We start from the raw sequence: 16,314 nt of genomic DNA on the forward strand, positions 1-16,314 counted from the left end.
ATAAATTTGAAAGGAATAGGAATATTTGAAGATCGTTTTAAAGCATTGAAATGTTGTGTAATGGTGCCAACCTACAACAACGAAACAACTTTAGCTTCGGTTTTAGAGAATATTCTTGCATATACTTCACAAATTGTAATTCTAAACGATGGTAGTACTGATTCAACAGTATCTATATTAGAGAATTTTAATCAACTTAAGGTTTATAATTTTAAAAAAAACCGGGGGAAAGGTCAAGTACTAAAAGAAGGATTTAAAATTGCTGAAGAATTGGGTTACGAGTATGCAGTAACTATAGATTCTGACGGGCAGCATTATGCGGATGATTTAGTTGTTTTTTTAACTGAATTAGAAAATCGTAAGCGCGGAGATAAAGATTTACTACTTATTGGAGATCGAAACATGGGCAGCGACGGCGTTCCCGGAATTAGTTCTACAGGAAACGATTATTCTAGTTATTGGTATTTGGTAGTTACCGGGTTTCAGTTACACGACACACAAAGTGGTTATCGGCTATATCCTTTAAAAGTAATGAATTCTATAAATTTATATACTTGGAAGTTTGAATTTGAAATTGAAACTATAGTAAAAGCTACTTGGCGAAAAATTGAAGTTAGAAATGTGCCAATTAAAGTTTTATATGATGAGAAGAATAGGGTAAGCCATTTTAGACCATTTTGGGATATTGTAAGGATTACTCTTTTATATATGTGGTTTGTACTGGTTAGTTTCTTCTATATCCACCCACGTAATAAATATCAAGATTTTAAGAAAAAAGGCTTCAAAAAATTCTGGAAAGAAGATATTTTAAAAAGTAACGAAACACCAGCAAAAAAAGCAACAGCTATAGCCGTAGGTATTTTTGTAGGCTTATCACCATTTTGGGGAATTCATACCTTTTTAGTTTTTGTATTAGCATTAGTGTTAAAAGTAAATAAGGTTACGGCTTTTCTGTTTTCAAATATTAGTATTCCACCGTTTATTCCTGTTATTGTGTATTTAAGCTACCAGATAGGCTCTGTTGTAATGGGACAAGGTTGGGATTGGAGTTTAAAACTACAAAGCATAAGTTCCGTTACCGATGTGTTTTTAGGCTTAGGTCAATATATACTGGGGAGCTTAATTCTTGCAATTACTACTTCAATACTGGTTTGGATTGTTTTTTATTTTTTATTTTCGGCATTACGTAAAAAACAGTTTGTAAAACCGTAAATGCATCAATTTTTTTTAGCATCCTATCAGTACTTTCAACGCCATAAAATTTTTGGTGTTGTTTTACTTGTTTTCTTTGCTGCTGTAATGGTTTTTACGGCTTCAAATGTTCGTTTTGAAGAAGACGTAACGGGTTTAATACCTTCTGGAGAAGATCAAGCAGTTTTAAAGCGGATTTTAAAAGAAACCGAATTTTCCGATAAAATTATTGTTTGTATTTCTTCGGAAGAAGAAAATCTCGAGAAGCTAACACAATATGCTAATCAGTTTATAGATTCTCTAAATACTCAATTACCTAATTACATAAAAAATATTGAAGGCAAAATTCCACAAGAAGGGGTTGACGAAATTTATGATTTTGTGTATGAGAATTTACCGTTGTTTTTATCTAAAAAGGATTATTCTAAAATTGAAAATCGCTTAAGTGATTCTGCAATTTCTCGACAGATAAAACAAGACTACCGCAGTATTGTTTCGCCTACAGGTTTAGTTACCAAAAAGTTTATTTTTAAAGATCCGTTAAACCTAGCTCCTTTAGGTCTTAATAAATTAAAAGAACTACAAGTAGGCGATAATTATGTTTTATATAACAATTACATTGTTACAAAAGATAAAAAGCATTTACTATTATTTATATCTCCAGAATTACCAGCTTCTGAAACGAATAAAAATCGAATTTTTGTAGAAAAATTAGAGCATATTCAGCAACAGCTTAATCAAGATTTCAAAGATGTTAAAGGAGACTTTTTTGGAGGTGTTTTATATTCGTTAGCGAATGCCAATCAGATAAAAAGTGATGTAAAAATTACAGTAAGTATTGCTATATCGATATTATTAATTTTGCTGATCTTTTTTTATCGAAAAATCTATGTTCCGCTTATCTTATTTATTCCAGGTGTTTTAGCTGCTTTTACTTCTGTAGCAATTTTATATTTTATAAAAGGAAGTATTTCAGCAATATCAATAGGTATAGGTTCTATTTTATTAGGGATAACGCTAGATTATGGATTACATATTTTAACCCATTACAGAAATAACAGAGATATAAAACAATTATATAAAGAGGTAGCCACGCCTGTTTTAATGAGTAGTTTTACTACCAGTATTGCGTTTCTATGTTTATTATTTGTACAAAGTGATGCTTTGAATGATCTAGGATTGTTTGCAGCAATAAGTGTTGTGGTTGCTGCTTTGTTAGCTTTATTAATTATTCCTCTTTTGTATAATAATACAGATGAAGGGGATTCAAATTCAACATTTTTAGATACTGTAGCTGCTGTTAATTTTTACCGAATTAAACCACTTTTATTTACAGTTGTTGGTTTATTTGTTTTAGGATTATTCTTTTTTTCTGATGTTCAGTTTAATCATGATCTATCAGAAATAAATTTTCAGCCGGAAAGCATCAAAAAATCAGAACAAAAAATACAGCAAGTAGCTAATAGTAGTGGTAAATCTATTTATTTAGTTAGTTACGGAGGAACAATAGATGAGGCGCTTCAGCATAATTCCAATGTATATAATCGCTTAAAGGAGTTTAAAGATACCACAATTTTAAATTCTTACAGTAGTATTGGTGGAGTAGTGCTTTCTACACAAATGCAGCAAGAAAAAATAGCCAATTGGAAAGATTTTTGGGCAAAACAAGATACTGTTGCTTTACGTTCTAAAATTGTACGAGAATCTCATGAATATGGATTTAAACCACAGAGTTTTAATCGATTTTATGCACTTATACAACGTGATTTTAAAACACTGCAATTACAAGACTATCAAAATACAACGAATCTGTATTTAAACGATTTTATTTCAAATTCAGATGATTTTGCAACCGTAACCACTACAATAAATTTAGATACTACTTCTGTATCAGAATTTTTAGCACCATTTAAAGATTTAAAAGGAACTGTTGTAATTGATAGGAAACGACTTAATGAGAGTTTCTTAGGTAATCTGAAAAATAACTTTAATACACTTATTGGTTTATCGATAATAGCTGTTTTTGTAGTGCTTTTTCTGTTCTATAGAAATTTAGAAATTAGCTTGTTAACCTTATTACCAATTGCTGTTACTTGGGTTATCGCACTAGGAATTATGGCTGTATTACAAATACACTTTAATATTTTAAATATTATAATTTCAACTTTTATTTTTGGGTTAGGTTTAGATTATAGCATTTTTATAACAAATGCATGTTTAAAAGAGTATCAAACCGGGCAATCGGAACTTAAAACCTATCAAACATCTATTCTAATTTCAGTTATTACTACGCTTTTAGGTGTTGGAGCTTTAATTTTTGCCAAACATCCAGCATTACAATCTATTTCGGTAGTTTCTATTATTGGTATTTTAGCAGCCGTTTTAGTTGCTTTTGTTTTTCAGGTTTGGCTGTTTAATTTATTATTCATTAATCGACGAAAACAAGGATTACCACCTTTTCGATTTCGACATATAAGAAGTTTTATTCAAAATAAAATTTATTATAGTAAGGATTTGTATTATCACGACGCTGTATTAGATAATTATCGCTATAAGCCGGTTTATAAAGATGCAAAACATCTGTTTGAAACCAATAAAGAGCGCTATTTACGAGTTTCTAATTTTGTAGAAAGAGGAGAATCGTTATTTTTCTTTCATTCTGGTATGGGCGTTTTACCTATTTACTTAAGTTATATTAATCCGGAATCCAAAATTGCTGGTTTTGAGATTACTAATGATCGAGAAGTTGCCAATAACTGTTTTAGAAGTAAACATGAAAGACTTCATTTTACTTCAAATTTAGAAGAGGCAGCAAATTACAGTACATTTGTTTTGCCTAAAATTGATAAAGAAGAGGTACAAGATTCCATAAAAAAAATTATAGAACAGTTTGCTAAAAAAGTAATTATCGTACAAGAAAATTTAGATACTAAATGGTTGCTAGATCTCGATTTTGAAATTGTGTATCGACAAAATGGAATTTTTGTTTTTGAAAAAAAATAGCATGAAGAAAATTATTCCTTTTTTTGTGGTCTTATTATTTATTTCCTGCGGAGTTAGAAAATCATATCAAGATCAGCCAGATATATCTAAAATTTCTGAAATTGATACAGTTCGTAAGAAAATAAACGATCATCATTACACCTTAGGGAAAAATAATCTTTTTCAGAATCAATATGGAGTTTGGGAACTTTATATTGAAGGAGGTCCGTTAGAACTAGGTTTGGCAAATGGAAGTCTTACTCAAGACCTTATCCATCATCAAGAAAACGCTTTTATGGGGAAGATAAATGAGATGGTACCTTCCCAAGGATACCGTAATTTCCTTAAAAAAATGGTTACTTGGTTCAATAGGAAAATGTATTTATATGTTCCAGAAGAATATAAGCAAGAAATTTACGGGTTATCTAAATTTGGACTCAAAAAGTATGATGAATTTGCCCCAGCTTATCTTCGGATGTTATATTTCCATGGGGCTCACGATATTGGGCATGCTTTACAAGATTTAATGCTTGTGGGGTGTACTAGTTTTGCCGCTTGGGAGGAAAAAACAGTTGATGGTGAATTGCTGTTAGGTCGAAATTTTGATTTTTATGCGGGAGATGAGTTTTCAAGCCAAAAACTTGTTGCTTTTGTAAATCCCGATCATGGAAATAAGTTTATGATGTATACTTGGGGCGGAATGATAGGAGCCGTAAGTGGAATGAATATAGAAGGAATTAGTATAACTATAAATGCAGGAAAATCTAAAATACCAATGTTAGCAAAAGATCCCATAACATTGGTCTCCAGAGAGATTTTACAGCATGCTTCAAATCTAGAAGAAGCAATCGAAATTGCTAAAAAACGAGATGTATTTGTGTCAGAGTCCATTATGGTGGGGAGTGCTAAAGATCATAAAGCTATTTTAATAGAAGTAAGCCCTACTAATTTCGGAGTTTACGAAGTGGCAAATAATAACCAATTAATATGTAGTAATCACTTTCAGAGTGATGTGTATAAAAACGATAGGCGAAATCAAAAAACAATAAAAAATAGTCATTCAAAATATCGATTTGAAAGAATGACTGAATTAGTTTCTGAAAGCGGTAAGTTAACACCTAAAAAAGCTGTTGCTATTCTTCGAAATCGAAAGGGCTTAGAAGATGAAAATATAGGCTATGGTAATGAGAAAGCAATAAATCAATTATTAGCACATCATGGCATTGTTTTTAAGCCTGAAGAGAAGAAAGTTTGGATCTCGTCTAATCCTTACCAAATGGGAGCTTTTCTGGCTTACGATTTAGATGATGTTTTTGCTGAATTTGAAAAAGGAAATGTATCAGGAAGTGCTATGGATACTTCAGCTGTTATTGCTGCCTCAGAGTTTCTTAAGACTACGAATTATAAGAATTACGAAAAATATCGAAAATTAAAGAATGATTTTATAGCAGCATTAGCTAATAAAAAACATATAGATTCTAGTGATGCAGAAACTTTAAAGCATTTAAACCCTCATTATTGGCAGGCTTATTATCTAAGTGGAAAATATTATTATCGCGAAAAAAATTACAAACAAGCAATTATCGATTTTAAGCAAGCATTAAGGAGAGAAGTAACTACACTTCCGGAAAAAAAGCATCTTAAAAAATTAATACAAAAATCGTATAGAAAATTATAATGAAAGATTTTCTTTCTCCAGAAATATCAATCGACTTGCAATGGCAGCTTGTACAAGAACAATTGCAATATGTAGCAATGCATTCTCCATTTTATAAACAAGTTTTTAGCAAAAATGGTTTAGCGGCTTCTGCAATAAACACCTATGCCGATTTTTGTCGAATTCCAATTACAACTAAAGAAGATTTACAAACCAATAATTTCGATTTCTTAGCAGTAGATTATTCGGAGATTATAGATCATGTAACCACTTCTGGAACGCTTGGTAATCCTGTTAATTTTATGCTGAATGAACACGATTTACAGCGGTTAGCGTATAACGAATTTGAATCTTTTAAAATAATTGGAGTAACCAAAGAAGATAGTGTCCAACTAACCACAACTTTAGACCGCCGATTTATGGCCGGAATGGCGTATTTTTTAGGTTTACGTAAGCTCGGCGCAGGTATTATAAGAACGGGTAGTGGTTTGCCTGGTTTGCAATGGGATAGTATTGAACGATTTCAGCCTAAATATTTAGTAGCTGTTCCTTCTTTTTTGTTGAAGTTAATTGCTTATGCGCAGCAAAACGGAATAGATTTTAAAAACTCCTCAGTAAAAGGAGTTATTTGTATTGGAGAATCTTTGTTGAATGAGGATTTAAAAGATACTGTACTTAAAACAAAAATTCAAGAATTGTGGGATGTTGAATTGTTTTCCACATATGCTTCTACGGAAATGGCAACTGCTTTTACTGAATGTGAGCATCATAAAGGAAATCATATTTTACCAAATTTAATTTATACTGAAGTTTTAAATGAAGATGGTTATACTGTTGAAAATTTGCAGGTTGGAGAATTAGTTATCACGACTTTACAAGTCGAAAGTATGCCACTAATTCGTTACGCCACCGGAGATATGGTTATGAAAATTGAAGATCCTTGTAGCTGCGGTAGAAAATCGGTGCGAGTTGGCCCAGTAGTGGGGCGAAAAAAGCAAATGTTGAAGGTGAAGGGAACTACATTATATCCGCAGCATATTCAAGAAGGAATGAATTCCATTGGAGTTGATAGTTATATTATTGAAGCTTATAAAGATGAATTGGGGAACGATGAAGTTTATATTAAAGTTTCAGAAAGTTCTAAATTATCTATTTCTGAAATTCAACAAAAATTACGTGATAAAATTCAGATAAAGCTTAACATTCAGCAAATAGAAGCATCGGTTTTAGCACAGAAAAAATTTCCTAAAGAAAGTAGAAAGCCAATTATTTTTCACGATTTTCGATAGTTTAAAACGGGGATACTAGTTCTAAATAAAGTCTGATTTAATCTGAAGTTTTCCTACAAACCAATACAACTCTATCTTCGTTTAAATTTGTGGTAAAGAATAAATAATCTATTCCTCCATCTTTAATTTTATATTTTTTTCGGATACTTTCAACATCAATAGGAAAGTTCCGAATACTAATATTTGCTTTTTTACCTTTAAATTTTTTCTTTAAATATTTAGATCCAAAATTCAGTATTTCAGTTATTTCAAATTTTCTACCAGGAAAATCCATTTCTTTTTCAGAAGTAAATAAATGGGAATGTTGATGTAGTTTTGTTAGTTGAAGTTCGTGGGATAGCTTACCAAATAACTGACTTTTCATAATAGCAGCATTAGGCTCGTATAGATACTTTTTAGGTAAACTTAATTCAGGAATTACGGTTTCATCAAGAATTGTTTCGAAATGTTGGTTTTCTTTTTTACGAAAGTTCTTCGTAATAATTTTGCATGCAGTGTTAGCATCTTTTTTCAAAATCCATAACAATTCTTTTACTTCGTTTTCAACTGCTACGATATGAATTTCAGCAACATTTTTAAGTTCTGAAATTCCTAATTTTAAATCGAGTAGAGGAGAAGTCTTTATAAAAATAGCATCCGACTTTTCAAAAAATAGATCTAAGTCCTCTACAACATTTGGTGTACAGTCTGCCAATCGGAATACTTTACCGCCATGATTGTCTCTTCTAGCGGGATCTAAAAAAATCCAATCGAATTTAATTTCAGAAGATTTTAGAAATTCTAATCCGTCGCCACTATTTACTTCAATATTGTTCGCATTAAATACTTTAAAATTATGTTTAGCAAGTTCTGCTAAATTTTCATTTAACTCGTTGTAATAAACGTTTTTAATATTCTGCGAGAAAAAGTAGCTATCTATACCAAAACCACCTGTAAGATCGGCTAAATCACTTCCTGATACTAAAGAAGCCTTATATTTCGCTGTAATTTGAGAAGATGTTTGTTCTAAGTTTAATTTAGGTGGATAAATAACATTGGTTGTAAACCAAACCGGTAATTTTTTTTGAGCTGTTTTTTTTCCTGAAATTTGAGTAGCCAACTCAGCTCCCGAAACTTTAGGAAAAGGACTACCTTTTAAAATTAGTTTTGTAACATCGCTTTTTAAGTGTTCTGCTATAAATTTTTGAACTTCTGGATTTAAAAGTTCTGTATTCATAAAACCTGATTTATAAGCCTCGGGTAAGGCGTTTTACGATTTTGTAATCGCTTAAAGATTCTTTAGCAATTACTTTAATTGCCGTATACACAGGCACAGCTACAACCATTCCTACAATTCCGAACACAAGTCCTGCAATTAAAATCACTAAAAAGATCTCTAATGGATGTGATTTTACACTTGCCCCAAAAATCATGGGTTGAGAAATTAAATTATCGATTACTTGGCATATACAATAACCGAGCATTACATAAATTAATTTAGGAAGTATAATGGTTTGAAAATCGGCTCCTAAATTGCTAGAAATCACAAAAAGCGTCATCAAGATTCCTGCAAAAACAGGCCCTAAGTAGGGAACTAAATTTAAAAAAGCACAGATAAAAGCTATTGCTACAGGGTTATTCACTTCGAACAACGAGAGCAATATCATATACAAAATAAACAATACAGTAATTTGTAAAGTAAGGCCTACAAAATAGCGAGAAAGTAAAATTTTAATTTTATTAAATATTCGGATAAATTTTTGTTCTTTTCCATGATTTGCAAAAACTAGTATGCTGTTTACCATTAACTTACTGTCTTTTAGTAAGAAGAATGAAATAAATATCACAGAAAATAATGCAACTATTGTTGCTCCTAAAATGCCAAATACATTATTTAAAAATTTAGGAATAAGGCTAACATCAAAACTCTTAATAAATTCACTTTCTTTTAAACTCTCAATAATGTTTATTTCTTCAACCCCTAAATAAGCATTAATCTGTGTGTTTAAATTATTAAGATCACTTTTAAAAGCTTCTATATCTATACGGCCTAAATATTGACTTTGTTCTACAACAATCGGGACAAAAACTAAAATTATACCTACAAAAATAGCCATAACCATCAGTAAAACTATAATTACAGCAACCTGATTAGGAATACGCAGGTGTTGCCGTAAAAATATAACTACGGGTCTGCCCACTAAAGATATAATAGCGGCAACGACAATATAAACAATTACCGATTGTATTTCGTAAAGAAAAAATAATAGTAAAAAAATACCAATAGCTATACCGGCAGCTCTTAATAATCCGTAAGAAAGTTGTTTTGCATTCACAGGCTAAATATAGGATTTTAAATATTAATGAATCAAGCTTTTTGTGATTTCATAAAGAGATATTCCTACAGCTTGGGCAACATTCATGCTACTATTATTACCAAACATATTGATATGGACAACGCAATCGCATTGTTTTAAAACTGCTTCAGAAATACCAAAATTTTCGTTTCCGGCTATTAGAACAATTTTATCGGAAGGCTTTAGAAATAAATTTTGGAGTGAGATACTATTTTCAGTGATTTCAATCCCTATTATTTTATAACCTTCTTTTTTCTTTTGAAGAAGAACATTTTCTATGTGTTCTTGAAACTGAAATTGTACATATTCATTTGTATTTCTGGCTGTCTTTTTTAAACGTTTACTGTTAAGATTTGGTTGGAGTCCACAGAAAATTATTTCTTCAACATGAAATGCATCACTTAACCTAAATAGACTACCTGCATTAGCTTCCCCCGAAATTTGATCGAGTACTAATGTAATCGGAAATTTTTTAGTAGTGAATTTATTTTGTTCGTGGTTTAGTTGCATTATGTTATTTTTTGCTAATAATAGATTTTGTCTATATGTTGTTTTTTATAATTTTTAAAATACTATTAATCAATATTTTATTTATCTTTATTTCAATGTATTATTCATTGTTGTTGAGTAAGTTTATAGTATGGCAAGCAACCAAAGCAGCTGTTTCTGTACGCAATCTACTTTTACCTAAACTAACCGGGGAAAAATTATTTTTTAAAGCTGTCTCAATTTCTTCTAAGGAAAAATCTCCTTCAGGACCAATTAAAATTAGTGTGTTTTGTAACCGATTTGCTACGTTTTGCAATAGCATTCTTGGTTTGTCTTCTTCACAATGAGCTATGAATTTATCACCATCAAAACTTGAATTTAAAAACTCAGAAAGTTGTACTGGTTCATTCAATTTTGGAATTCTAAAGTGTAACGATTGTTTCATTGCGCTTTGTAAAACACGTTGGTAACGTTCTAACTTTATCATCTTTCGTTCAGAATGATCGCAGATTACTGGTGTTATTTCATCGATACCAATTTCGGTAGCTTTCTCTAAAAACCATTCGTACCGATCGTTCATTTTTGTGGGTGCTACAGCTAAATGTAATTTGTATGGTGCAGGTTCTTGTTTTTCTGTATCAATTACTTTAGCCACACATTGTTTGCTATTTGCAGTAATAATTTGCCCGGTAAATAATGTACCATTTCCGTTGGTGATTTTTAGTAAAGCCCCTTCTGTACGACGAAGCACTTTAACAATATGTCTGCTTTCTTCTTTATTGAAAACAATTTGTTGTGCTTTTTCATCGATATCGGGTTGGTAGAATAATTGCATCCTTAAATTTTATATCTGGCTTTTGCGGTTGTTGAAAAATCTGAAAATTCCTGTTTTAAATATTTATAATGTCCGGCAATGGCAATCATAGCTGCATTATCGGTTGTATATTCAAATTTAGGAATAAAACATTTCCAATTGTGGTTTTTTTCGGCTTCTAATAGTGCATTTCTAATCCCGCTATTAGCCGAAACACCACCACCTATGGCAATTTGGTTAATACCAGTTTCTTTTACCGCTTTTTTAAGCTTATCTTTTAATATTTCTACAATTGTGTATTGTATAGAAGCACAAATATCTTCTAAGTTTTTCTCAACAAAATCTGGATCTTCTTTTACTTGTTTTTGTACAAAATAAAGAACAGCAGTTTTAAAACCACTAAAGCTAAAATTTAAACCTGGTACTTTTGGCTTAGGAAATTTAAAAGCTTTTGGGTTTCCTTTTTGCGCATACTTATCGATTAATGGGCCGCCTGGGTAAGGTAAGCCTAAAATTTTAGCACTTTTATCAAAAGCTTCTCCAACAGCATCATCGGTAGTTTCTCCAATTACTTCCATTGAGAAATAATCGTCTACTCTTACAATTTGGGTATGTCCGCCACTAATTGTCATTGCTAAAAAAGGAAATTTGGGTTTTTCGAAAGATTCTTCTTCAATAAAATGAGCTAAAATATGCGCTTGCATATGGTTAACCTCAATTAGAGGTACCTCTAAGCCCATAGCTAAACTTTTCGCAAAAGAAGTTCCTACAAGTAAAGAGCCCATAAGTCCAGGTCCACGTGTAAAAGCAATTGCAGATATATCTTTTTTACCGATATTTGCTTGCGAAATTGCCTGATGGATTACAGGAACTATATTTTGTTGGTGTGCTCTAGAAGCTAGCTCTGGTACTACGCCTCCATATTGTTCGTGTACTTTTTGAGTAGCAACAATATTCGACAAAATTTTACCGTTGCAGAGTATTGCAGCAGCAGTGTCGTCACAAGAAGATTCAATTCCTAAAATATATATATTTTGGGCCATTACGGTTTTTAGGTATAAAAAATGTTATAGATTACAAAGGTAAAAGATAAAAGCATATCAAAAAATTCTGGAAAATATTAAGTAGGGTTTTAGTAGGGTTACTTCTCTTGTTTGTACTCATATTAATAGTATTTTCTATTCCGGGAGTACAAACTTCAGTAGCTAAAAAACTAACTAATAGCTTACAAGAAAATAATAATGTTGTTATACGTGTAGATCGTGTTTCTTTAAATTATTTAGGAGATGTATTGCTTAATGGTATTTATATTGAAGATCATCATCAAGATACACTGGTTTATGTAAATGAATTAAGAACCTCGTTAATTAATGTAAATCAGATTTTGAAAAATAAACCTTCATTAGGCTCAACCACGATTAAGGGTTTAGAAATGAATATGAGACGCTATAAAGGAGAGGATAGCGATAATGTAAATGTTCTTGTTGAAAAATTAGATTCCGGCTCGAAAAAGTCTTCTACACCATTTGTGTTGAAGGTGGCTGATCTTCAGGTATTCGATAGTAAATTTAGTTATGTAGATGAAAATAACAAGTATCCCGATATTTTAAAGTTTGAATCCTTAAACATCAATGCTGATGATTTTATGGTTGATGGAAGTGAAATAACGGCGGATATAAAATTAATTAGAACTTTTGATAGGCGTGGAATCAAAATTCAACGATTAAGCACACAATTTTTATATAATCCTACGGATATGCAGCTGAAGGATTTGGAGATAATTACTCCATATTCTAAAATTTTTGCAGATCTAGATTTTGATTATGAACGAGGTGATTTTGCAGATTTCTTCAATAAGGTACGGATTAAGGCTAATTTTAAAAATACGGAAGTAGCAACTAAAGATCTTCATGTTTTTTATGATGCGTTTGGGCAAAATCAAATACTTAATTTTTCTACTAAATTAGTAGGAACTTTAAATGATTTTAATATTAAAGATTTGGAATTTTCCGGTTTAGATAGAAGCCGTATAGATGGAGATTTACGAGTACAAGGTTGTTTTTCTTCCGAGAAAAATTCGTTCCGGTTAGATGGAAATTTAGCCAATTTTACTACCAATTATTACGACTTGGTAAACTTTTTACCTAGTTTGCTTCGAAAACCTTTGCCAAAAGAGCTTATAGACTTTGGAAATGTGTCAATAAACGGAACTACTACAATTACAGCAAATAGTGTAGATGTAGATGCTTCTTTGCAATCTCAGTTAGGTAAGGCTATTGTAAATGTATCGCTAATAAACTTAGATAAAGAAAATGCTGGATATAAAGGAGATGTAAAGGCAGAAAACTTAAATGTAGGCCATCTTTTCAAGAATGAAAAACTAGGTAAAACTAGTTTCAATTTAAGTGTTAATGGGACGGGATTTACTTCTGATAATGTTGATACTCAAATAAAAGGGGAGGTTTCTAAACTTCAATACAATAAATACACCTATAAAAATATTAGAGTGCTAGGTAATTTAAGAGCACCGGTTTTTAATGGTAATTTAATTATTAACGATCCTAACCTGAGGATGGAATTTAATGGTTTAGTAGAGCTTTCTGAAAATAATAACACCTACGATTTTGAAGCTTCTATAGCAAACTCTGATTTACATAAATTAAATTTCATAAAACGTGATACAATATCGGTATTTAAAGGTGATATAATTATGAATATGAAGGCCCAATCCTTAGATGATGCGGTAGGGCAAGTATTGCTATTAAATACATCATATCAAAATCAAAAAGGACTTTATTATTTTGATGATTTTAAAATTGCTTCTAGTTTCATAAATAAAGTGAGGACAATTAGTATTAACAGTCCCGACGTAATTAGTGGAGAGATGAAGGGAGTCTATAATTTGTCTGAAATTCCTGCTTTATTTAAAAATTCTTTTGGTAGTATTTATACTAATTACAAACCTAGCGTTATTACGAACAATCAGTACATGGAATTTGATTTCGACATATATAATAAGATTGTCGAGGTTTTTTATCCTGATTTAAAATTGGCACCTAATACATTTATAAAAGGTCGAGTAGAATCTGATGAGTCAGAATTCAAATTAAGTTTTAAATCTCCTGAGATTAATTTGTTCAACAATATGTTTCAGGGAGTAAATTTACAAGTAGATAATACCAACCCTATTTACAACACTTACTTTGAAGCAGATAGTGTAGCAACTTCAGTTTATAATTTTTCAGAATTCAGTTTTATAAATGTAACGCAACGAGACACTTTATATATTCGTTCAGAATTTCAAGGAGGAAAAAGAAATAAAGATGTATTCAATTTAAATCTTTTTCATACAATAAATAAGAAAAACCAATCTGTCGTTGGTATTCAACGAAGCGATTTAACATTTAAAGATAATACATGGTTTTTTAATGAAAACCGGAATAAGAATAACAAAATCATTTTTGAAAATGATATGCGTAGTATTACTATAGATTCTTTGGTGATGAACCATGATAATGAGGAAATTCTATTGAACGGAAAACTACGAGACTCCACATATAAAAATTTACAAATGTCTTTCAATCAGGTAGATTTAAATAAAATTTCTCCTGAAATAGATAGTTTGCAAATGGGGGGAGTAATAAATGGAAAACTAGATGTTTTACAGAAAAACGGAGCGTATTATCCGAATTCATCTTTAAAAATAGATTCTTTAAATATCAATTCTATCCTTTTAGGTGATATGAATTTGAATGTTAGCGGAAATAGAAATTTAACGGAATATTCTATAGATGCTGAATTGAAAAAAGATGATGAAATATCGCTTTCTGCTGAGGGAAATATTCTTACTAATAAAAATGCAGAATCTTCTATAGATTTAGCTGTGAATTTGCAGGAATTCAATTTAAAAGCTTTTAGTCCACTGGGTGGAGATGTAATTAGTAATATTAGAGGTTTTGTTTCTGGAGATGCAAAGCTTACAGGGAATTATAAAAATCCTGATTTTTCAGGAAGCTTAAAACTCGATAAAGCAGGTTTAAAAATTCCGTATTTAAATGTTGATGTTAATTTTGAGAAACAATCTACCATAGAGTTAACAAAACAAAAATTTGTTTTCAATGATATAACTTTAACAGATTCTAAATATAAAACAACAGGAATTTTAAATGGTTATATCTCTCACCAAAATTTTAGAAAATGGTATTTAGATTTAGGTATAGATACCAATAGATTATTAGTTTTAAATACTGAAGCAAAAGAAGATGCACTATATTACGGAACAGCTTTTATAAGTGGAGATGCTTCAATAAAAGGCCCTACAGACCAATTAGCTATAGAAGTAAATGCCACAACAGAAAAAGGGACTATTTTTAAAATTCCATTAAATGATGAAGAAGCTGTAGGCGATAATTCGTATATACATTTTTTAACTCCTGAGGAAAAAGCAGCCCGAAAGGCAGGTGAAAATATTAAAATACCTGAAGTAAAAGGAATTGAGATGTTGTTTGATCTAGACATTACTAAAGATGCCGAAGTAGAAGTGGTAATCGATCAAACTAGCGGAAGTACTTTAAAAGGAAGTGGTGCCGGAAACTTATTGTTAGAAATTAATACTAATGGCAAGTTTAATATGTGGGGGGATTTCGTGGTGTATGAAGGAGTTTATAATTTTAAATATGCAGGTTTAGTACAAAAAGTATTTAAAGTAAAATCTGGAGGAAGTATAAACTGGGATGGAAATCCGCTACGAGCACAAATTGATGTAAGCGCTATCTATTCTTTAGATGCAAACCCAGCAGTATTATTAGAAAATCCATCTGTAAACCGTAAAATACCTGTAGAGGTTGTTATTAATTTACAAGGACAAGTAATTCAGCCTGAAATAGATTTTGACATTGACTTTCCAACAGCGAGTTCTGTTGTTAGATCAGAGTTAAAATATAGGATGGACGATCGAGCAAGTAGAGAGCTTCAAGCCTTATTTTTAGTTACACAAAATGCATTTTATAGTGAATTTGGCCTACGACAAACAGCTATAACTGGAACGTTAGCAGAACGTGCTTCTAGTATTGTAAATGATATTTTTGCTGACGATGATGGTAAATTTCAAGTTGGGGTTAATTATGTTCAAGGAGATCGTACACCAAATCAGCAAACAGTAGATCGATTTGGACTTACTTTAAGCACACAAATAAGTGAACGTGTTCTTATAAATGGACAAGTGGGTGTTCCTATTGGTGGGACAACAGAATCGGTCATTGTAGGCGATTTAGAAATAGATTTTCTATTGAATGAAGATGGTTCCTTAAGAGCTACTATTTTCAATAGAGAAAATAATATACAATTTATTGGAGAAGAAATAGGGTTTACACAAGGAGTAGGGCTATCGTATTCGGTAGATTTTGATACGTTTAAGGAATTACTTCGTAAAATTACAGATAAGGAAATTTCCAATCAAAATAAAAAGCTGAAAAAGAAGAAAAACAATACTGAAAAATCAGTAGCTCCAGAATATATTAATTTCCCTGACAAAGCCGAATAAATAAAGGAATTCTT

The 16,314-nt window shown here is 31.2% G+C and carries 10 protein-coding genes; 5 read left to right on the top strand and 5 right to left on the bottom strand.

Going from position 1 to position 16,314, the window contains the following annotated elements; all coding sequences use genetic code 11:
• Positions 1–6 precede the first annotated feature (6 nt).
• From ACN0WI_RS13360 to ACN0WI_RS13375, 4 genes are read left to right on the top strand one after another with little or no spacing between them, the layout of a single operon-like run.
• Positions 7–1,212, top strand: a complete 1,206-nt coding sequence (locus ACN0WI_RS13360; protein ID WP_417887467.1) for a DUF2062 domain-containing protein — start codon at positions 7–9, stop codon at positions 1,210–1,212.
• Positions 1,213–4,194: an MMPL family transporter gene (locus ACN0WI_RS13365; protein ID WP_417887469.1), complete on the top strand. Its 2,982-nt coding sequence runs from the start codon at positions 1,213–1,215 to the stop codon at positions 4,192–4,194. It begins immediately after the preceding gene.
• Between the two features lies 1 nt (position 4,195).
• Positions 4,196–5,851: a C45 family autoproteolytic acyltransferase/hydolase gene (locus ACN0WI_RS13370; RefSeq protein WP_417887470.1), complete on the top strand. Its 1,656-nt coding sequence runs from the start codon at positions 4,196–4,198 to the stop codon at positions 5,849–5,851.
• Positions 5,851–7,119, top strand: a complete 1,269-nt coding sequence (locus ACN0WI_RS13375) for a phenylacetate--CoA ligase family protein (protein ID WP_417887471.1) — start codon at positions 5,851–5,853, stop codon at positions 7,117–7,119. Before ACN0WI_RS13370 ends, ACN0WI_RS13375 begins: the two co-directional genes overlap by 1 nt.
• A gap of 37 nt (positions 7,120–7,156) precedes the next feature.
• On the opposite strand, the gene ACN0WI_RS13380 is transcribed toward ACN0WI_RS13375, so the two are convergent.
• The 5 genes from ACN0WI_RS13380 to tsaD all read right to left on the bottom strand — a co-directional run bounded on the left by ACN0WI_RS13380 (position 7,157) and on the right by tsaD (position 11,801).
• The gene (locus ACN0WI_RS13380; RefSeq protein WP_417887472.1) at positions 7,157–8,335 is read right to left on the bottom strand and encodes a class I SAM-dependent methyltransferase; all 1,179 of its coding nucleotides are present in this window, start codon (positions 8,333–8,335) and stop codon (positions 7,157–7,159) included.
• A 10-nt stretch (positions 8,336–8,345) separates the two neighbouring features.
• Positions 8,346–9,434 carry an AI-2E family transporter gene (locus ACN0WI_RS13385; RefSeq protein WP_417887474.1) on the bottom strand — a complete coding sequence of 363 codons (1,089 nt, stop codon included), beginning with the start codon at positions 9,432–9,434 and terminating at the stop codon, positions 8,346–8,348.
• 24 nt (positions 9,435–9,458) lie between these two features.
• The gene (locus ACN0WI_RS13390; RefSeq protein ID WP_417887475.1) at positions 9,459–9,965 is read right to left on the bottom strand and encodes a TrmH family RNA methyltransferase; all 507 of its coding nucleotides are present in this window, start codon (positions 9,963–9,965) and stop codon (positions 9,459–9,461) included.
• Positions 9,966–10,065: 100 nt separating this feature from the next.
• Positions 10,066–10,779, bottom strand: a complete 714-nt coding sequence (locus ACN0WI_RS13395) for a 16S rRNA (uracil(1498)-N(3))-methyltransferase (protein WP_417887476.1) — start codon at positions 10,777–10,779, stop codon at positions 10,066–10,068.
• Between the two features lie 2 nt (positions 10,780–10,781).
• Positions 10,782–11,801, bottom strand: a complete 1,020-nt coding sequence (tsaD, locus tag ACN0WI_RS13400) for a tRNA (adenosine(37)-N6)-threonylcarbamoyltransferase complex transferase subunit TsaD (RefSeq protein ID WP_417887477.1) — start codon at positions 11,799–11,801, stop codon at positions 10,782–10,784.
• 107 nt (positions 11,802–11,908) lie between these two features.
• On the opposite strand from tsaD, the gene ACN0WI_RS13405 reads away from it, so the two are divergent.
• A complete protein-coding gene (locus tag ACN0WI_RS13405) occupies positions 11,909–16,300 on the top strand; it encodes a translocation/assembly module TamB domain-containing protein (protein ID WP_417887479.1) in 4,392 nt (1,463 codons plus the stop codon).
• Positions 16,301–16,314 lie beyond the last annotated feature (14 nt).

The organism is Zunongwangia sp. (genome assembly GCF_048269745.1).
Classification (GTDB): Bacteria; Bacteroidota; Bacteroidia; order Flavobacteriales; family Flavobacteriaceae; genus Zunongwangia.

Excerpts from the sequence above, each read along its gene's own strand:
- ACN0WI_RS13365 (WP_417887469.1), top strand. The coding sequence starts at position 1,213 with ATGCATCAATTTTTTTTAGCATCCTATCAGTACTTTCAACGCCATAAA.
- ACN0WI_RS13370 (WP_417887470.1), top strand. The coding sequence starts at position 4,196 with ATGAAGAAAATTATTCCTTTTTTTGTGGTCTTATTATTTATTTCCTGC.
- ACN0WI_RS13375 (WP_417887471.1), top strand. The coding sequence starts at position 5,851 with ATGAAAGATTTTCTTTCTCCAGAAATATCAATCGACTTGCAATGGCAG.
- ACN0WI_RS13380 (WP_417887472.1), bottom strand. The coding sequence starts at position 8,335 with ATGAATACAGAACTTTTAAATCCAGAAGTTCAAAAATTTATAGCAGAA.
- ACN0WI_RS13390 (WP_417887475.1), bottom strand. The coding sequence starts at position 9,965 with ATGCAACTAAACCACGAACAAAATAAATTCACTACTAAAAAATTTCCG.
- ACN0WI_RS13395 (WP_417887476.1), bottom strand. The coding sequence starts at position 10,779 with ATGCAATTATTCTACCAACCCGATATCGATGAAAAAGCACAACAAATT.
- tsaD (WP_417887477.1), bottom strand. The coding sequence starts at position 11,801 with ATGGCCCAAAATATATATATTTTAGGAATTGAATCTTCTTGTGACGAC.